At 37.3% G+C, this 17583-nt stretch carries 14 protein-coding genes and 1 tRNA gene; 3 read left to right on the forward strand and 12 right to left on the reverse strand.

What is annotated here, in order from left to right:
- Positions 1-280: 280 nt before the first annotated feature.
- Complete coding sequence (locus RICGR_RS03920) at positions 281-2617, forward strand: Rne/Rng family ribonuclease (RefSeq protein ID WP_006035803.1); 2337 nt, start codon at positions 281-283, stop codon at positions 2615-2617.
- Positions 2618-2729: 112 nt separating this feature from the next.
- Here the strand turns inward: RICGR_RS03920 and RICGR_RS03925 are convergent, their stop codons facing one another.
- From RICGR_RS03925 to RICGR_RS03945, 5 genes are all read right to left on the reverse strand, one after another.
- The gene (locus RICGR_RS03925; RefSeq protein ID WP_040615489.1) at positions 2730-3539 is read right to left on the reverse strand and encodes an HAD family acid phosphatase; all 810 of its coding nucleotides are present in this window, start codon (positions 3537-3539) and stop codon (positions 2730-2732) included.
- Positions 3540-3698: 159 nt separating this feature from the next.
- Positions 3699-3774, reverse strand: a tRNA-Ala gene (locus RICGR_RS03930).
- Between the two features lie 92 nt (positions 3775-3866).
- Positions 3867-6299: a hypothetical protein gene (locus tag RICGR_RS03935; protein WP_006035315.1), complete on the reverse strand. Its 2433-nt coding sequence runs from the start codon at positions 6297-6299 to the stop codon at positions 3867-3869.
- A 109-nt stretch (positions 6300-6408) separates the two neighbouring features.
- Positions 6409-7779, reverse strand: coding sequence for a glutamate--tRNA ligase (gene gltX, locus RICGR_RS03940; protein ID WP_006034698.1), 1371 nt, complete (start codon positions 7777-7779; stop codon positions 6409-6411).
- A gap of 84 nt (positions 7780-7863) precedes the next feature.
- Entirely contained in the window at positions 7864-8490 is a 627-nt protein-coding gene (locus RICGR_RS03945) for an L-threonylcarbamoyladenylate synthase (RefSeq protein ID WP_006035455.1), read from the reverse strand.
- A 69-nt stretch (positions 8491-8559) separates the two neighbouring features.
- On the opposite strand from RICGR_RS03945, the gene RICGR_RS03950 reads away from it, so the two are divergent.
- Both RICGR_RS03950 and RICGR_RS03955 read left to right on the forward strand, forming a co-directional pair.
- Positions 8560-9099 (forward strand): septation protein A, encoded by a 540-nt coding sequence (locus tag RICGR_RS03950; RefSeq protein ID WP_006034743.1) that lies wholly within the window; start codon positions 8560-8562, stop codon positions 9097-9099.
- 5 nt (positions 9100-9104) lie between these two features.
- The gene (locus RICGR_RS03955) at positions 9105-9356 is read left to right on the forward strand and encodes a BolA family protein (RefSeq protein ID WP_006035843.1); all 252 of its coding nucleotides are present in this window, start codon (positions 9105-9107) and stop codon (positions 9354-9356) included.
- Positions 9357-9358: 2 nt separating this feature from the next.
- Here the strand turns inward: RICGR_RS03955 and RICGR_RS03960 are convergent, their stop codons facing one another.
- The 7 genes from RICGR_RS03960 to RICGR_RS03990 all read right to left on the reverse strand — a co-directional run bounded on the left by RICGR_RS03960 (position 9359) and on the right by RICGR_RS03990 (position 17582).
- On the reverse strand, positions 9359-10453 hold the full coding sequence (locus RICGR_RS03960; protein WP_006035057.1) for a methyltransferase domain-containing protein: 1095 nt from the start codon (positions 10451-10453) through the stop codon (positions 9359-9361).
- A gap of 57 nt (positions 10454-10510) precedes the next feature.
- Positions 10511-12343 carry a hypothetical protein gene (locus RICGR_RS03965; RefSeq protein ID WP_006034952.1) on the reverse strand — a complete coding sequence of 611 codons (1833 nt, stop codon included), beginning with the start codon at positions 12341-12343 and terminating at the stop codon, positions 10511-10513.
- A gap of 85 nt (positions 12344-12428) precedes the next feature.
- On the reverse strand, positions 12429-15449 hold the full coding sequence (locus RICGR_RS03970; RefSeq protein WP_006035698.1) for a hypothetical protein: 3021 nt from the start codon (positions 15447-15449) through the stop codon (positions 12429-12431).
- Between the two features lie 12 nt (positions 15450-15461).
- The gene (gene icmJ, locus RICGR_RS03975) at positions 15462-16055 is read right to left on the reverse strand and encodes a type IVB secretion system protein IcmJDotN (RefSeq protein WP_006034709.1); all 594 of its coding nucleotides are present in this window, start codon (positions 16053-16055) and stop codon (positions 15462-15464) included.
- Between the two features lie 12 nt (positions 16056-16067).
- Positions 16068-16466: a DUF6750 family protein gene (locus RICGR_RS03980; RefSeq protein ID WP_006035176.1), complete on the reverse strand. Its 399-nt coding sequence runs from the start codon at positions 16464-16466 to the stop codon at positions 16068-16070.
- 34 nt (positions 16467-16500) lie between these two features.
- Positions 16501-16923 carry a hypothetical protein gene (locus RICGR_RS03985; RefSeq protein ID WP_006035789.1) on the reverse strand — a complete coding sequence of 141 codons (423 nt, stop codon included), beginning with the start codon at positions 16921-16923 and terminating at the stop codon, positions 16501-16503.
- Positions 16924-16964: 41 nt separating this feature from the next.
- Positions 16965-17582, reverse strand: coding sequence for a hypothetical protein (locus tag RICGR_RS03990; RefSeq protein WP_006035147.1), 618 nt, complete (start codon positions 17580-17582; stop codon positions 16965-16967).
- Position 17583: the final 1 nt, after the last annotated feature.

Genomic DNA, 17583 nt, shown 5'->3' on the forward strand with positions numbered 1-17583 from the left:
TGCAATTTTTATTGGATCGACATTCTTATACGTGCACATTTTACACGCAGTCCATACTGCAAGAAACAGTAGTTCAAATTATGCAAGTATATAATCCGTGTTAAAAACCCAGCTATTTCAGGGTTTAAGGAACCTTCTCGATTTAGTGCGTTTTTGATTGAACTCATTGATTATTGTTTCAAGATAACAATAGTTAACTTTGTTTCGTTTAACACGAGAAAATGATCACTCTGACAAATAAGCAAGCTTCGTTGAGCCTTTATTAAATTAGGATTCAACAATGCATAATGAAAAAAACCGAATTTTAATCAACGCAAACCAACCCGGGGAAATTCGAGTTGCGCTGCTTGAAGCGAATAAATTATCTGACTTGGATATGGAGTATACGGGCCAGGAACAAAAAAAATCAAATATTTATAAAGGAAAAATTAGTCGTATTGAACAAAGTTTAGAAGCGGCTTTCATTAGTTATGGTGCTGAGCGTCATGGTTTTTTACCTTTTAAAGAAATTGCTCCTTCTTACCTCAAAGGAAAAAATTACGATCTGCAATCGATCAAGCATTCACTCAAAGTGGGTCAAGAATTGATGGTGCAAATTGAAAAAGAAGAAAGAGGCGATAAAGGCGCTGCGTTAACGACTTACATTACTTTACCGGGTAGTTATTTAGTATTAATGCCTAATAATCCAGGTGCTGGTGGTATTTCACGTCGTATCGAAGGTGACGAACGACGTGAAATGCAGGATCTCATGCACGATCTCATCGAACAAACAGAACTTTCAAAGAATATGGGCCTTATTTTACGTACCGCCGGTGTTGGTAGAGAGTTTTCGGAGTTAAAAAATGATCTCAATCTACTCATCCAGCAATGGAATGCTATTCAAAAAGCCTACCATGAACGTCCTGCACCTTTTCTTATTTTTCAAGAAGGCGATCTGATCACACGTTCAGTCCGTGATTATTTAAGACGAGACATTGATGAAATCATCGTTGATGATAAAAAAATCCACGAAAAAATTAAGCAATACATTGAGCAAATCCGACCTGATTTTGTCTCCCGAATTTCACTGTATCAAAATCACATCCCCTTATTTATGTATTTTGATATAGAGGAAGCCGTTGAATCCGCTTTTAAACGAAAAATAGAATTACCGTCCGGCGCCACTATCGTTATTGACAGAACTGAAGCGTTAGTTTCTATTGACATCAATTCAGGACGCTCTACAAAAAATGAAGATATTGAAGAAACGGCTGTCGCGACCAACCTCGAAGCGGCAAAAGAAATTGCTCATCAATTACGGGTTCGTGATCTCGGTGGTTTAATCGTTATCGATTTTATTGACATGAACTCAGAAGAAAATCAACGTAAAGTCGAAAATTGTTTCCGTTTAGCCGTTAAAAAGGATCGCGCGCGTATCCAAATCGGTCGAATTTCGACATTTGGATTGCTCGAAATGTCACGACAGCGCTTACGTCATTCTTTAGGAAAAGCCAATGAAACCTTATGCTCACGATGTAACGGTCAAGGAACGGTGCGGACGATTGAATCATTCGCTTTATTTTTACTCCGTTCAATTGAAAAAGAAACATTAAAAAAATCGACTCAACATATTCGTGTTGAATTACCCGTCGATATCGCCACTTATCTTTTCAATGAAAAGCGTCTTGCACTACAACACATTGAACATCAATACAACGTGAACCTTTTATTAATACCCAATCCCTATTGGCAATCCCCTCAATACAAAATTACCAGTTTTAGTAAAACAAATAACCTGAAGACAAATGACGCTGCAAGTTATCAAATGCTTGATAAATCGCATCTAGAATCTTCATTACTCCATCATTCACCTTCCGCTAAAGTGGTAGAGATACCTGCTGTAAAACCACTTACTTTTATAAATAATAAAAATAAAACGGTCGGTTTACTGGGTCGCTTGCTCGGTATGCTAAAAGATTTCGGCAAAATTAAAACGGACCTTAATAAAAAACAACCTTCAAAAAATAAAATAACAACACCTTATTCTCATGAAGCACATAAGTACACTTCTGGACGGCGTTATTCAAAAACACGTCATAACCATAACCGCGTACGTCATCGGCGTGATGAAAAAGAGAAGTTGAATAATGACAGTGGTGGAAACGAACAACACGCTTCCTCTCACTCATTTAAATCGTCGCATCATCGTTATAATCGATATCCTACGCAACGCTATGAATCACCATCAGCCGTTAAACCGACTCCTGCTATCACCACAGAAAAAAAATCGTCTATTCATAAGCGAAAACAACCCTTATCTACAAAAAAACAAGACAACAAAATCAATCATCAACAATCACCACAGCGCCTAGAAAAAAGTATCGTGTCCTCGCCCGATCTGAATAGCAGAAAAACAGCGGCCTCATCTCAACATGTCGTTAAAAAATCAACGCCCGCGTTTGAGGAAAAAGGATCAAGTGATCCGATTGCTCAAGCCGTAATCTCTCATTCAAACACAGCACTATCTACACGTTCTTCAACCAATTCCCCTCGTCGCAATACACGACGTTATGGGGGTGAACCTAAATTGCGTCATCGTGCATATAGTCATTATGAGCGACAAAAAACAAAAAATTAATTTCTAATTTTTAAATGCGGATACCGGTTAATTCCCCATAGAAGAAGCTATGAGGAATTAATCTCGGCATTTTTTCTAATCCTCTCTATATTCAGTATGCTCAGCCGTGTTATTAACAAGAAGGATTGGTTTGCCAACTACCGTATAAAGGATTAGGAAAAATAAAATAACCTCGACCAAATTTGGCGTATTGTGGCGAATCATTGGGCAAGCCATCGAACGCAGATTGGCTCAATTTTGGAAAATCTTGGATATTATCTCCAAAATAAGCAATCACTGTGTGTGGTGGTAATGTGTTAGAGCACACCATTTCATGAGCGTCATAGGCACCATATAAAATAGCGTTGAATCGTGGATTTTTGTCTGTCGGGTGTTTAGCACTTTTATTATTCGCTAAAATAAGTTGATCAAAGGTGATTTTTTCTTGTTTTAAATTATCAAGCGTCGCTTGTAAACTGGTTACTCCGGATTGATCAACATAAGAACCATCACGATTGGAAACCAAGCTTACATAACCGCCCAATGAATGAACCAACCGGGTAAAGGCTACGGCGCCGGGTAATGCACGTGACTTTTTTGGTATAGTGACATAGTGTTCAAAGTCTTTTGCATTGGCAGCTAAATTCTTACATTGATAATAATACCAGGAATTATCTAATACGGTTTCATCAATGTCTAAAACAACGCCCCATGTTTTGTTTTGAGGGTGATGCTGTTGAACCCAATGTAAAACATAAGCTGATCCCACCGCATAAATTTGACGATAACTGGCTTTTTTCTCTGCAGCGTTGCGAACCCATTTAACCGCCTGAACAATCGCTGGATTCGCTCGTGCATCGGGTGCGCAAATCGGTTGACATTGAACGTTAGCAGCAAGTAACGAAGTGAATATCAAAACCATCACTCGCGTGAATCTTTTCATTTTTACCCGGTCATTCATCGACAACCGTATGCGATGGAAGGACAGTCACTTGCTTGTCATTTATTTTATTTAAAAATTTTTTGTTTTCTTTTATATACATTAAAAAAATGAAACACTTTCAAATAAAAAGTAGAACGTTTAAAATTGAACGATTCATTCTGGTGGAGCTAAGCGGGATCGAACCGCTGACCTCTTACATGCCATGCAAGCGCTCTCCCAGCTGAGCTATAGCCCCACAAAATACTCTGGACGTTATTGTACCGTAGTCCTTTAGGCTGTCAACACAGAATCCTTCCCGTGCTTTATTTTTTTTAAGTTTTTGCTCATTCAAGGGTTTGATTTTATTCTCATTTCTATGTTGTTGCTTAATTCATTATTTTCAGTCATCTTAGGCTGACTTTTATGCCACAAACTTGAAAAACGGGTTATATTTTTTGCATATCCATAGGCTTCTCCTCCTAGTTTAAAACTAAACCCTTGGAGTAATTGCAAAAAAAGTGTTGAAAATAGTTCGCGTTCTTCCGAAAAAAAGAAGCCGGGATTCCATAACAGCGTCCACGTTAATAGAGGTACAAAAAAACAAAGTGCTTTATTCTGAATCCGTTCAAACAGTTTTTTGTTCAGTGATTCTCCATAAAAAACGGCTAAAAAATTGAATGAAAAATAAAAAATCAACGTATTCACTTTTTCCTGTAATGTCTGTCCTTCGTCAAACAATAAAACATTGAGATCCGAGCTTATCAATGCAGAAATAAAAGGTTTAAACCCAAATTTGAGTGACGTGGAAAAAAAAGGACTTTTTTCTTGATAAAGGATACTCACATTATCAAAACATCCTGAAATAAATCCCGCGACGAATGCGCCGAGTGGCAAAGGAAAACCGCGTTCTAATTGCTGCTTAAATCTTTCATTCGTTTGCTTCGTTTCAGGGACATCAACAAGATTTAATGTTCTATGATGACCTGACATTTCAAAATCATAGGATTGATTCAGAAAAGTCATCATTTCATTATGCCTGTGCGATGTCTGTATCGTTTCTGTTTGATTTAAAGCATGCTTAATCGCTGTTAAATAAATCATTGGTGGCCGGTGTTCATTAGAAAAAACATTAAGATAATCATTACAGACACTAACCTGTTGACGTGACCAATTTACAAACACTTCAATATTTGAGGTATTCTCAATAAATCTATCAATCGTTAAATAAAAAGTTTCATTATTATTATTTTTCGAAGCAATTATCCATTTTTTTAATAATTCAGGTCGCTCATTCACTAAATAACCCACCCATTTCAGTGAATAAAAATAAAAAAGTGATTGACGTTTTTTAAAAAGTTCAAAAATATAGGTATCATTTACAAAAATTCGTAAATCTTCGATACTTCTTTCAGAACAGATGCCTCTTGAATATAACTCAGCCAGCCCTTCTACCAGTGATAAATCCAGTGAGTACTTTTCAAATAGTCCGCATAAGTGATACATATAACCATGCGTATGATCGAAGGGATTTGTCGTATAAGCATAGGTTGAGCCCATTAATAAATTGAATTTCTGATTTTTTTTGGATAGAAAATAAGCCATTGGTAAGTTATGCGCTTGATTATCCTCCTGACGATCGTCACGTTCAAAAATCAATTTATCTACTAAAAAATTTCTTTTGAAATCAGATAGATATAACGTATATAAACTCATTTTATAAGATGGCTTCAATCCCACGCTTCCCTCCATCCACGTCATAAACCGTTGTTCCGCCTGTCGCATATCCACACACCATTTATCTAAATTTAACTTAGAGTAATTATTATTTTTAATCGTAATCCGAAATTTAGGAAATAAACCACTTGCGCAAAAATACGTATCTTTAAAACGAAGATAATCTGATTTACATTGCATGTGGTAACGATCACTATTGCATACATCAGTAAGGTTAGTCGAATGAATGTAACTTTGGGTTAGATACGCTTTAAAAAAAATAAATTTTAAAAAATTTCTTTCAATATAAGGCTCAAATTCCATATAAATTAAATGACGTGCATTCTTAATCTGTCGAGATAGATTGTTTTGTCGTCTTTCAGGTAGCTTAGCCATTTGCTTTGTTTTTAATAGATGATCAAGCACACCCAATAGATCAAATAATTTGATAGCTTCTAATTCATTGGTATTGATCTGTGCCTTGTCCAGTGAATGCGCTAATTGACCAATCATTCTTATCAAAACAGGATATTTCTTTATAAAAGCTGATGATTGAAAACTTAACAATAAAGTTTTGCGAAATTGAGATAAAAAGGCTGACGAAGAAAATGGATTCGTTGTCATTTTTTCAAAATCATTCATCCAGCGATTAATATCCATTTTTTCAATCAAATAACGACAAGAAGGGGTGAACATGAGTTCTAATAACTTCAGATAATCCAGTGCAACTTTTTCTTGTTTTTTATTAAAACGTTTCACTACACTTAATTTAGAGACGATATCTGCGATAATTCCATTCAATTCTTGTAAAACATAGATATTCCGTGGCTTCGATTTTACTAAATCTTTTAAAAATCTAAAAAATAAATTGGTTTCTTGATAATAATCAAAAAAATTAACCTTTTTAATTTTAAAATTAATTGAGTTTAAAAACAGTATTAAACTAATTGGATCACTCAAAAAAAAATTCTGCCATTTTTCTTCGTCAAGCAAAACACTTTTAGAAGAGTTATATAAAGGCCAAAAAGAAAAATTTGGTTGAATAAAATCAAAATATGGGTTTTCCATAGAAAAAATTTCCTTATAATTTTAGATTAATTCGTCTCTTTTTATTTTTTTAAAATCAAAAAAATTATTATCATTACATAACTATTTAAAATATTAAAAATAAAACATCTTAATTTAGAACGCGTTGTATGCGATCACATACTTCTTTTTTACCGAGCACGCGCAACGTTTGGCTCATCGGAGGCGAAATAGACTGACCTGTTATAACCCAACGCAACGGTTGCGCGACTTTGCCTAATTTCAAATTGAGCGTTTCGGCCGTTTCTAATAATACGTGGTGTATCGAGTCGTCGGTCCAGGTGGACAGTGCCTGAAAGCCTTGTAATATTATTTTTAATATGCTTTTCATCGCTTCTGATAGTGTTTTTGTATCAATTTCTGGCGCTAAATAAAAATAACGGCTTTTTTCAGCCATTTCATTTAATGTTTTAACCCGTTCACGTTGTAACGTGACGACATCAACACAATCAGGGCCTTTATCCGTTGGAATATTCAATGCTTGGCATTTTTTAGCAAACAAACACACAATTTGATTAATATCCTCTGTTTTTAAATACTGTTGATTGAGCCAGATTAATTTGTCAGGATTAATCGACGCTGAAGACTTATTTAAATGATTGAAGTCAAAATAATAAATCATTTCTTGACGAGAAAAAATTTCTTGATCACCGTGTGACCATCCCAATTTAACTAAGTAATTCACGACGGCGTCGGCTAAATAGCCTTCTTTTTTATAGTTTAAAATATTGGCAGCGCCTGTTCTTTTAGAAAGTTTTTTACCTTCACTATCGAGAATCATCGGTAAATGTGCATAAACCGGTAAAGGAGCATTTAACGCTAACAATAGATTAATCTGACGAGGCGTATTATTAAGATGATCATCCCCGCGTATAACGTGTGTAATGTGCATATCACTATCATCGACGACAACCGTAAAATTATAGGTGGGTGATCCATCACTCCGAGCAATAATTAAATCATCTAATTCGTTATTGCGAAAAATAACAGGACCATGAACCTTGTCATCCACGACCACTTCGCCATTTAAAGGATTACAAAAACGTATCACAGACGTTTGATCAGGCGGCGTGGACTTTCTATTTCGGCAATAACCATCGTAGCGTGGCTTTTGACGTTTGGCACGTTGTCTTTCGCGCAATTCCATTAAGCGTTCTTTCGAGCAATAACAGCGGTAGGCTTTACCTTCTTTAAGCCATTGCGTTAAAATTTCTCTATAGCGGCTTAACCGTTGGCTTTGAAAGAAAGGACCTTCGTCGTAATCTAATCCAAGCCATTGTAAACCTTGTAAAATAACGTCAGTGGCTGCATGGGTTGATCGTTCTGTATCGGTATCTTCAATACGCAATATAAATTCCCCGTGCTGTTTTTTTGCATATAACCACGAATAAAGCGCTGTTCTAACGCCACCAATATGTAAATAACCGGTAGGGCTGGGTGCAAAACGCGTACGGACTTTCATAAATAGGACCTTTATTTTTTATCCTTGCAAGAGCAAGCATTTATCCAGAATACTATCAAGCGAAATTAAACCCTTCAGTATATATCAAATGGGTTGGAAAGGTTTAATCTCTCCTTTACCACAACGAATAATGTGCGGAATGTGTCCTGATAAGTCAATGACGGTTGTCAGTTCTAAACCGCAAAACCCACCATCAATCACTAAGTCCACTCGTTTCCCTAAAATATCGCGAATTGCTTCCGGTTCTAATAAAGGGAGATCAGAATCGGGTAAAATCAACGTCGTGTTGATTAACGGTTGATCATTCATTTCTAATAACGCATGCACTATTTTATTGTCTGGAATCCGTATCCCAATGGTTTTACGCTTCGCATGGATTAAATAACGTGGTACATGCGATGTCGCCGGTAATAAAAAAGTGTAAGGACCTGGTGTATTGGCTTTTATTAAACGAAAAATAGGGGTCTCTAATTGCGCAAAATGAGCCATTTCAGAAATATCACGACACAGTAAGGTCAGAGAATGTTGGTCTTTTAACTGACGTATTTGTTTAATGCGTTGTATTCCCTTTTTGTTGGTGAGTTGACACCCTAATGCATAAGCAGAGTCTGTTGGATAAACAATAACCCCCTCTTTCATCACGATATTTGCTGCCATACGTATTAAATGCAGCTGCGGATTTTCTTTGTGAATTTTAAGAAATTGGCTCACACTATAACCCTTTCCTAAACAAGTCAGACTGTTATATACTAGGTCTAAGTCTCTCTATTACGTCATCGCATGCGTCTACTTTTTGATTTTTTGCCCATTGTTATTTTCTTTATCGCTTACAAGTTTTTTGGCATCTATGTCGCCACTGCCGCGGCGATTATTATTAGTTTGCTACAAGTCATTGGTTACTTTATCAAACATCGTAAGGTACCTAGTATACAACTTATTAGCTTAGTCCTCATCCTCTTATTTGGTGGCGGCACATTATTTTTACATAATGAATTATTTATCAAATGGAAGCCAACTGCACTTTATTGGCTGCTTGCGCTTGGCGCTTTAATCACCCATTACGTTGGCAAAAAACCTTTCATTCAGCATCTATTAGAAACCAATATCGTCTTACCCTCTCATCTGTGGTCATCGTTAAATAGAAATTGGATTATCTTTTTCATTTTAATGGGGGCTATTAATTTATGGGTTGCCTATACGTTTAATACCAACACCTGGGTTAATTTTAAATTGTTTGGCTTGCTGGGAATGACTTTTTTATTTATAGTCGCACAAGCTATTTATTTAGCACGCTATATTCATTCTGATGAAAAGACATAACCACTATGCATAACCTCGCTCATGACATTCAAAAAAAATTACATCAAGCACTCGCGCCCACCTATTTAAACGTAATAGACGAAGGCGACCAGCATGTAGGTCACGCTAAAGAAGGCGCAGGCCATTTTTCAGTGCATATTTCCTCTCCTTTATTTAAAAATAAATCTTTAGTTGCGTGTCATCGACTCGTTTATGCGGCACTCGGGGACTTCATACCGAGTAAAATCCATGCCTTAAAAATTGAAATAATGACTTAAAATCATTTTTTTAAAGAGCAGGCTAACGTTTCTTCAGGAGTCGTTCTCTCTGAATTTAAAATAATGCTAAATCGATCAGGATGATTTACAACGGTCCGGTTTTTATGTTGAGTAAAAAAATTACACATTTCACCCGTATCACATAGGTTATTCGCGTGAAATTTTTTAAAATTTTGGCATATTTTTGTTTTTGTTTTGCAAAAATTTAACTCATATTCTGTTTGAAAACTGATCCACAATGGAGAATTTGGCTTCATGAAGTGTGGAATAACTTGATCAACTATTTTACAAAAAATAGATTGTCTCTTCTGATATTCGGTAAAATCAGCATTACGCAATATTGCTAAATCAATCGAATAAAGGGGGATTTTATTTGTTATTTCATTCAGGTTAGACGCATCCGCACAAATGAATTCTACATTTTCAAAGTTAGCGTACCGTAACCGATTATCCTGGATGACAGCGCTATTATTATCAATTCCTACATAATGAATTTTCTTACCCTGATATTGAAAATAGATAATAAGGGGAAGAACCTCCGTAGAAACACCACACGCAAGGCTCAAAATGAGAAAGGTTTCTTGCTCTTTGCTTTCATCGGGAAAAAAACGAAATAATTCTAATGAATCTAAAATAACATGGAAAAAAGTGGTCAATGATAAAGCGCTTTCAAATTCAGAGGAAAACATCGTTTTCATACATTCTATTTTTAACAATGAATTAATTAAGGCAAAATAACAAGAAACATTTTCATTTAAAATACCCGATCGTTTTGTTTGACCTCTATGCTCATCAAGCGGCATGTGCTTTAAAAAATCATAGGGAATTTTCCCGCACTTATTTTTTATAAGATAATCCGCTTTGTGCTCGATTAATAATCGAATTATTTTACTATAGTCTGAAGTATAACCCTTTTCTTTTTCTATTGCCTTACAACACGCCCAATGCAATGCGGTATTTCCGTTAGAACTTTGAGCATTAATATTAAACGTTGACTTTCTTTTATTTTTATTTAAGATTTTTAGAACGTTTTCAAATTGACCACTGGCAGAAAATTGGCGCAATAAGACTTCTTCGTTTAAATTATTTTTTAACATGTTCCATGTTCTCTTATTTAATGTTAAATCCTTTAAAAAATTTTATCATAAAATTATTTAAGGTGTATAAACACTATCCCGTTCTGAGAAACTGACATTATCAGAATCTACACGGTACTGGTTTTTTCTAAAAACACTTTCTTCACGAAAAAAAGAATTATTTTTTGGATATTTTTTTAAATTAAATTTTGGTTTACGTTCTATTTCAGTGTCGGTTATTAATCGTAGTAAGTCCATATAGTTAATTTTATTTTTTTTAAAAAATAAAATGGGAATTAAAGGTTGATATTGCGGACGTTTCAAAGAAGTTAAGCAGGCTTTGGCGAAATAAATTGATCGATAACGGACACCCTGGTTATTTATTAAATGCATTGTAATAAAGCTTTTTAATAATTCCCTGATAGGATGTTTTTTTATTTCAAAATAAACTTCTTGTACACTCTTTAAAATTTTTTTTCGGATAGTATGATTATTCGCACGCCACCCCATCTGCCGAATAACGGATAACATAAAGCATTTTGCAAGATTATATAATAATAGGTTGTTTATTGTTTGAATATCCGTCATGTGTTGCTGTAATTCGATTAATTTTTTATTAAATTGCTCATTTTTAAATGCTAACTCTTGAAGTTGATTTTGAAGCTGAATGTGCTTTACTTCACTTGATTGTTTTTCAGACTGAATGAGTAAATCATCTTGCAAAATCTCTTGAGAATACGCACCAAACCAACGAGTAAAATCATCGTTGTTCACGCCACCCGATGACGTCAAAATATCTCGAATAAAAGACAATTTTTTTTCTCTACTTAATAAACTCAACGCTGCTTTACATTTTTCAAACGATGTTTTAATTAAAGTCCATGTATCCTTCGATATAAAGCTCCAAAGACTGTCATAATAACTGGCAAAAGGAAGAATGGTTAAACCTTGATAATCGTTCTGATAAATTTCTAATACATCAGGCCTTTTACAAAAAAAATCACCTCCTGATGCGCTATACTTTTTTTCATTGATATTAAAATCATGCCAAGAACCGAATTGATCCCATTGACCAGGAGCGGATTGTTCAATCCCTAATAATAAACCGGCATGCTTTTTTGGTTCACCGGGGTAAAAATTGATGTATAAATGCCCATGCTCGCCATTATTTTGAATTGTTTTTTGGGACGCAAAATGTAGATTACCCACACCGCCTAATGCTAAATCAAATCCATAATGCCCATTCCGATCGCAATGGCCGAACACGTCCGTGTCTTCAGCAGGAAAGTTTAAATAGGTTGTCATTTTGGATGACAGGGCATCGGACATAAAATGAAACGCCGCTTGTGCTCCATTGACTTTTTCTTCTTTTAAAAACTTATAAAAAGGAAGTGCTGACGGGTTGTTTTTAGGATCAATCACTTCAACGTTTTTTAAAGGACTAATATGATGCGTTGCAAGATACCGCCAGCTATTTTGATCGACAATCAACCAATCTGCGATTTCGTGTGCCATTTCACTCGGAAATTCAATAAGAATACGACTCCCATGTAATAAAATCGAGGCGATAGGGAAATTGGTTAATGTTGTCTTGTTTTTGAGGTCAGTATTCAACGTATCTAATGGGTAGAAACGGCGGTCTTGGGAATGTCGATAATAAACTTGACTAAAAAATAAAAGCAACATACTTTTTAAGAGTGTATCCGCTTTTAATCTATGGTGTTCAGTGAAGCCATAGTCGATTAACGCGAGACTCAATAATTCAACATCGCGTTCACATTGTTTCTCTAAGCGATGATTTCCAAAACGGATCGTATCCAAAATATCCAAAACCTCCTGTTTCATTTGGGTTATTTCATTTTTTTGTAAAATTACAAAATTATCCTTCGCTTCCTGATTTTCATCTCTCATCCTATTCTCCTTTTTTATTACTATTGAGGATTACGTTTTATTTTTAATGTTTATCTACCTATAAAATTCTATCGCGTATTCCTATTCAGGTTATTTTTGCAACGCATGCTGGATCTTTTCGGTAATTTTTCAAAATTTCTTCTGCAATTTGTTCAATCATTCCCAGGTTGGCATCTTCCGTAATAACGCCATTCTCCTCCTTTAACGCCGCTAAACGTCTTTCCACTAATTTTTTAACACTCCCATTGGGAAATAAACGCGCTAATACACGCCGTGCTTCGAGGGGACCTAAACTTCGATAAAGTCGGTGTCGTAAATTGACATCTTCCACGGTGGTACTAAAGGCCCACAGCTCAATAGGACCTAACGTTAATGTCAACAACTGCGTATTCATTCCTTCTTTCGTCGCGAATTGGGCTAAAAAGGTTGCTCCGCCTTCACGCGGACCATGCACACGGGTCCGTAGGGCAATTTTAGCCGTGGGTGATAAACCAAAAACTTCTGCTGATTTTTCAATGGACTGTGCGGGTCCGGCGTCCATAATGTAAATTGAAGTGGCAAATTCGACCATCACTGAATCAAAATCATCGAGGGATTGAGAAAGTAAAGCAATTTGAATATTCCATTTTCGACCTTCGCGCATATCCGTTATGACTTGATCACGGACTGCCTTGGCCTTTGAGGTGCGATGAAATTCATCAAATACAATCCGTTTTGGATCTTCGCGTAACTCTGCAATCTGTTGTTTATGGTACTCACGATATTGACCGGCGATATCTTTTAAATTTTCTTCACTCAAATAATAATTCCGAGCCAGTATGTAACGCGCCAACATATACATGACTGCAGTTTGTCTATCTGCTGAATCTCCACCACTTTTGGCAACCTCATCTAAATCGAGTGAAACGATCCTCGCTTCGCCTAAATCAAAGCGGGTCACGCGAGATAAAATAGGATATTCGCGAATCGCGCTCGAGATCATTCGTGAAAAAGCATTAATTAAACTTTCTCCGGTGGGTGCGGTGACTTTTCCATATAAATCTTCGATCATCGGCGACCGGCAGATCGACGCGGCGTCTGCTAATAAAGGCATCGCATACCGTTGTGCTAACATGGCTTCATGTGAAAAACCTGAAATAAATAAAGCATCGGTCACTTCCCACCAGGTTGTTCGCTGATCGGCAATAAAACCCATTTCTTCTAAAATTCCATCCACTAAAGGTTCAATACCTACCGTATAGGAATACGGCATACCTTCATCGGAAAGACCTTTATACAGTTCATCAATCACGAGACCCGCCATATCCGAAATGGCATCGTAGGGTTTAGTGGCACCGAGCGGTGTCGTTAACAACGTTAGAAAATTAACTAAAAAACTACGCTCTTGTGGTGTGGGATAGCGGCAACCTAATTGTGTATCAAAAGGGTTAATCGAATAATCCGCACTCATGCGTAAACGATGATAGGCAACCCAATGTCGATTCGATACCGGCAATGCCTCACGTAATAAAGAAATTAAACCACTGCTCGATGGACCAATATCAATAATGGCAATCCGCGGGAGACGTTGTAACCCTCCTGCCAGACAAAGGGCCAAATTTAACGTGTTAGACAAGACGGATTTACCCGAACCAGGGCGCGCATAGATAAGATCAATCCATGTGGTTTGTTCACTGGATCCGGGTTGGAACGGCCACGGTTTTCCATCCGGACTTCGAAATAATTGTGCGCCCGTTTTCCATGGAGACGCGGGTCGTGTAATCGGCAGCATGTAAACTAATTGCGAAAAAGGAAGTATCGTCGGTGTTGCCACGCTTTCTGCAGAAATGCCTAACAGTGTTGAAACCACGCCGCCAAAAGGGTCACCTGACACTTCAGAAACATCACAGGATCCCCACCCTTCAATCGCTTTGGCTAACTCCGCTGTACGCGTACGTAATAAGCCTATTTCTCCTTCCGGTGCCCATGTGCAGGCCGCAACGCGCAATCTCACCACCGCGTCGTCTGTATTAATGGCAACATACTGCAATAAATGATTCGCATCGCTGAGTAAACGATTTTGCGCTGAAGAAAAACTCAGTATAGACGCCAATACGGACCGTAGCTTAATCGAACGTAAACCATCACTTTCCACAAAGAAAGAAATACGCCAAGGAATTCGTGCCGATAACGTCCGCTGCAATAATAGATTAAACGGTTTAATTTCCTTCGGTAAAAGATCAATAAACACACAAGAATAAATTTTGTCACCAAAACGTACGGTTCTCAAATCAATATTTTCCGCATCCCGGGGTAATACTTGACGCGCCAATGAGGGCCATAAAATATCTGAAAGCGTATTGCGCGATCGATCATATTCCTTTAAAGGTATTTTATCGCCGGGTAAGACTGGACGCCAATTTTTATCCGTAAAAGTGGGATCAGCCACAAAACGTATCGCATGTAACGCATCGTGAACCTCCAATAAATTCGCGGTGATGTTTAAATTCGCTAAATCATGACGTATCGAACGAATAAAAGCATCGTGCGTATCGCGTAAATCAGGTATCGCTGCAATGACATTTTGTGTGAAACGTGAAGGCGTTATTTTTTTTTCGCGAATAAATTTTAACTTCTCTTTTGTCGAACGCTGATATTGTTCCGTGGTCAAACTCGAGGGACGTGTCCATAAAACAAAATAAACCACTTCAGAAGCACAATGTTTCGATAGAAAATTAATTCGTTCGGCAAATAAATCCGTTAATTCCATATTTAATCGATCACTGGTTTGCCTCCCTGGTTCTAAAATTTCTTTTATTAAATGCGTTGCTTGTGCTCTATCATATTGAAATAAAACTTGTAGTGCATGGCCTGAGCGTGAAAGTGCAATCTGTAAAGATTGTGTTAAACCTTCATGCAAACGTTGAAACTCAGTGGTTCCTATGAGCTGCGTCACGCCTAAAATTTGGATAACGGAAATTAACGATCCGTCATGCGCAACAAGAACCGTAGAACTATCGGCTGTTTCTAAATCGCAATAAGATTCCATCGTCTGTTTCAGTGATGTACTCAACCAGGCTAGAAAAGAATCTATCCCATCTAAAAACGAATCTAGAAATTTCGCCATACCCGTCTGTTATTATAAATAAGGGTGAATTGAACCGGACCACTCGTTATTTTGAACCCTAAACCCTGCTCGCGAAGGTAATAAACGAATGGTATTAAAAATTTTCTTATCGAGTAAACGGTTGTCGTCTGCTTCAATAATGAGTTGGCCCAAAATAGCAGGTTCCTGCAACTGCATTCCCCATTCATCTTCGATGACCTGAGCACGCAATTTCAAACTTCGATAGAGATTTTGCGCTGTTTCTTTATAGTGTGTATTATTGTTCATGGCCACAAACAGGACATGACAGAAACCATTTAAATAATTTTGCGATATTTCGGGTAAATAAACTAAAGTACCCCCACCGTAGGATTCAACGGCCTCTAAAAAAAAGCATTGTGTACATAAACTACAGGCTGTTACTAAATTAGAGGTTTTATTATTCATGTAATTTTGATCTAAATTAATAACCTCTTGATATTTTTTGGAGTGTAAACCGCAAAATTGACACGTAAAATCATCACGCTTCCAAATTTTATAACTAAATTCATCGAAACGTCGATCCATTTTTCGTTGCATGAACAAGCGCCAACCTTTGGGATTAACATTGAGTTTAATAGGATACATTGACAAAAAATCCTACAAACCCGTTGTGCCTGAAATACCAGCCGCACCGCCAGTCCCGCCAAAAATGGTGTAACCGGCAATAACAAATATGTGCGGTAAAAAAATCAAGGCCGATCCCACAAATAATAAGGCGATAGGTGTTCCAATTGGAATTTGGGTTGGATTATCTTTATGCGCTTTGAACTTGAGCATTGAGGCCATCACAAACCCTATCCCAGCCATGTAAGCACCCGCTGTAATCAGCTTTGCCAAGCCTTCAAAGGATTTAGTAATCGTTAGCGCCATATCCCCTAATGTCATCACACCATCGGCTTTACTCGACGCTGCATATAAAGTGCCCAGCATCACCGTTAATAAAGAGAGAATGCGCTGCATACGACCTTTCATCAACGCTTCTTTTATGTTTTTCATGGTGTGTTTAACCCTGTGTTTTTCCCAAAAAATTTTACAAATTTCCTCCAGGAAGGCCTGTTGTACCACTCACGCCTCCTGCGCCGCCGGTCCCGCCAAAAATCGTGTAACCGGCAATACGAAATATATTGGGCAAAAATATCAATGCGGCCCCAATAAACAGTAACGCAATGGGCGTTCCAATAGGGATCTGCGTGGGATTATCTTTATGTGCTTTAAATTTAAGCATCGACGCCATACAAAAACCAATACCTGCCATATAAGCACCGGCAGTAATGAGCTTTGCCAGCTGACCAAAAGAACCTGTAATGGTGCTCGCCACTTTGCCTAAATTCTCATCCCCATCGGCCGCGAACGCTAAACCCGTATAGAAATAGATACTGATATGCAAAACGATTTGAGATAAACCTAATAAACTGCGCTGCAGGAACTTGGACGTAAGATATTTATTTTTCATTTTTTTAACACTCCAAACGTTCTCATTTATACCACACTCCATTAACTGATACCAAAACTTGCTTGTAACATTTCTTTTGTGCCTTCAATATTAATGGCTAACAGACCTGCAACAATATGCGTAACAGCCTTACCCATCGTACTGCGGCCATTCGGGTTCGAAACATGGGTCAGGCTTACCCACCCTTTTATAAACGAGATAGTACCGATTAATTGGACAAAGCGCAAAACGGCCTTAGAGGCTAAGAGCGTCGATAGACTATTGGCTGGCATATAGCTCATTGGGTCAGTCACACTGGTCGTTGCAAATGTCGATAACAACATACTTTTAAATGCCGTCGGGGCATACAGTAATGCCGTACCTGCAAAAAAAACCATCATCGTCGCTTTAAAGTTCGTTTGTACTGACATCATTGTCCGTAAATCTCCATAAACCTTTAATTGATAGATCCCACGAAAAATAAACGCCATGCCCATTAAGTAAGATAACGCTGTAATGAGTCGATAAATATTAGGAAATTGATTTGACAGGGTGAGCAACATGTTTTCCACATGCGCATAATGGACATTACTGCAACCACTTAAAAAGAAGCAAATCAGTAGAAAAAGAATATTTTTCCATTGTTTTTTTATCATCGTCATGTCTGAAAATAAGTGCATG

Origin of the sequence: Rickettsiella grylli (assembly GCF_000168295.1) — a bacterium.
Classification (GTDB): domain Bacteria; phylum Pseudomonadota; class Gammaproteobacteria; order Diplorickettsiales; family Diplorickettsiaceae; genus Aquirickettsiella; species Aquirickettsiella grylli.

Bases quoted from the DNA above. Each gene is read 5' to 3' on its own strand.
- RICGR_RS03935 (WP_006035315.1), bottom strand. From the start codon at position 6,299: ATGGAAAACCCATATTTTGATTTTATTCAACCAAATTTTTCTTTTTGG.
- RICGR_RS03985 (WP_006035789.1), bottom strand. From the start codon at position 16,923: ATGAAAAATAAATATCTTACGTCCAAGTTCCTGCAGCGCAGTTTATTA.
- RICGR_RS03920 (WP_006035803.1), top strand. From the start codon at position 281: ATGCATAATGAAAAAAACCGAATTTTAATCAACGCAAACCAACCCGGG.
- gltX (WP_006034698.1), bottom strand. From the start codon at position 7,779: ATGAAAGTCCGTACGCGTTTTGCACCCAGCCCTACCGGTTATTTACAT.
- RICGR_RS03960 (WP_006035057.1), bottom strand. From the start codon at position 10,453: ATGTTAAAAAATAATTTAAACGAAGAAGTCTTATTGCGCCAATTTTCT.
- RICGR_RS03955 (WP_006035843.1), top strand. From the start codon at position 9,105: ATGCATAACCTCGCTCATGACATTCAAAAAAAATTACATCAAGCACTC.
- RICGR_RS03965 (WP_006034952.1), bottom strand. From the start codon at position 12,343: ATGAGAGATGAAAATCAGGAAGCGAAGGATAATTTTGTAATTTTACAA.
- RICGR_RS03950 (WP_006034743.1), top strand. From the start codon at position 8,560: ATGCGTCTACTTTTTGATTTTTTGCCCATTGTTATTTTCTTTATCGCT.
- RICGR_RS03970 (WP_006035698.1), bottom strand. From the start codon at position 15,449: ATGGCGAAATTTCTAGATTCGTTTTTAGATGGGATAGATTCTTTTCTA.
- RICGR_RS03980 (WP_006035176.1), bottom strand. From the start codon at position 16,466: ATGAAAAACATAAAAGAAGCGTTGATGAAAGGTCGTATGCAGCGCATT.
- RICGR_RS03925 (WP_040615489.1), bottom strand. From the start codon at position 3,539: ATGAAAAGATTCACGCGAGTGATGGTTTTGATATTCACTTCGTTACTT.
- icmJ (WP_006034709.1), bottom strand. From the start codon at position 16,055: ATGTATCCTATTAAACTCAATGTTAATCCCAAAGGTTGGCGCTTGTTC.
- RICGR_RS03990 (WP_006035147.1), bottom strand. From the start codon at position 17,582: ATGCACTTATTTTCAGACATGACGATGATAAAAAAACAATGGAAAAAT.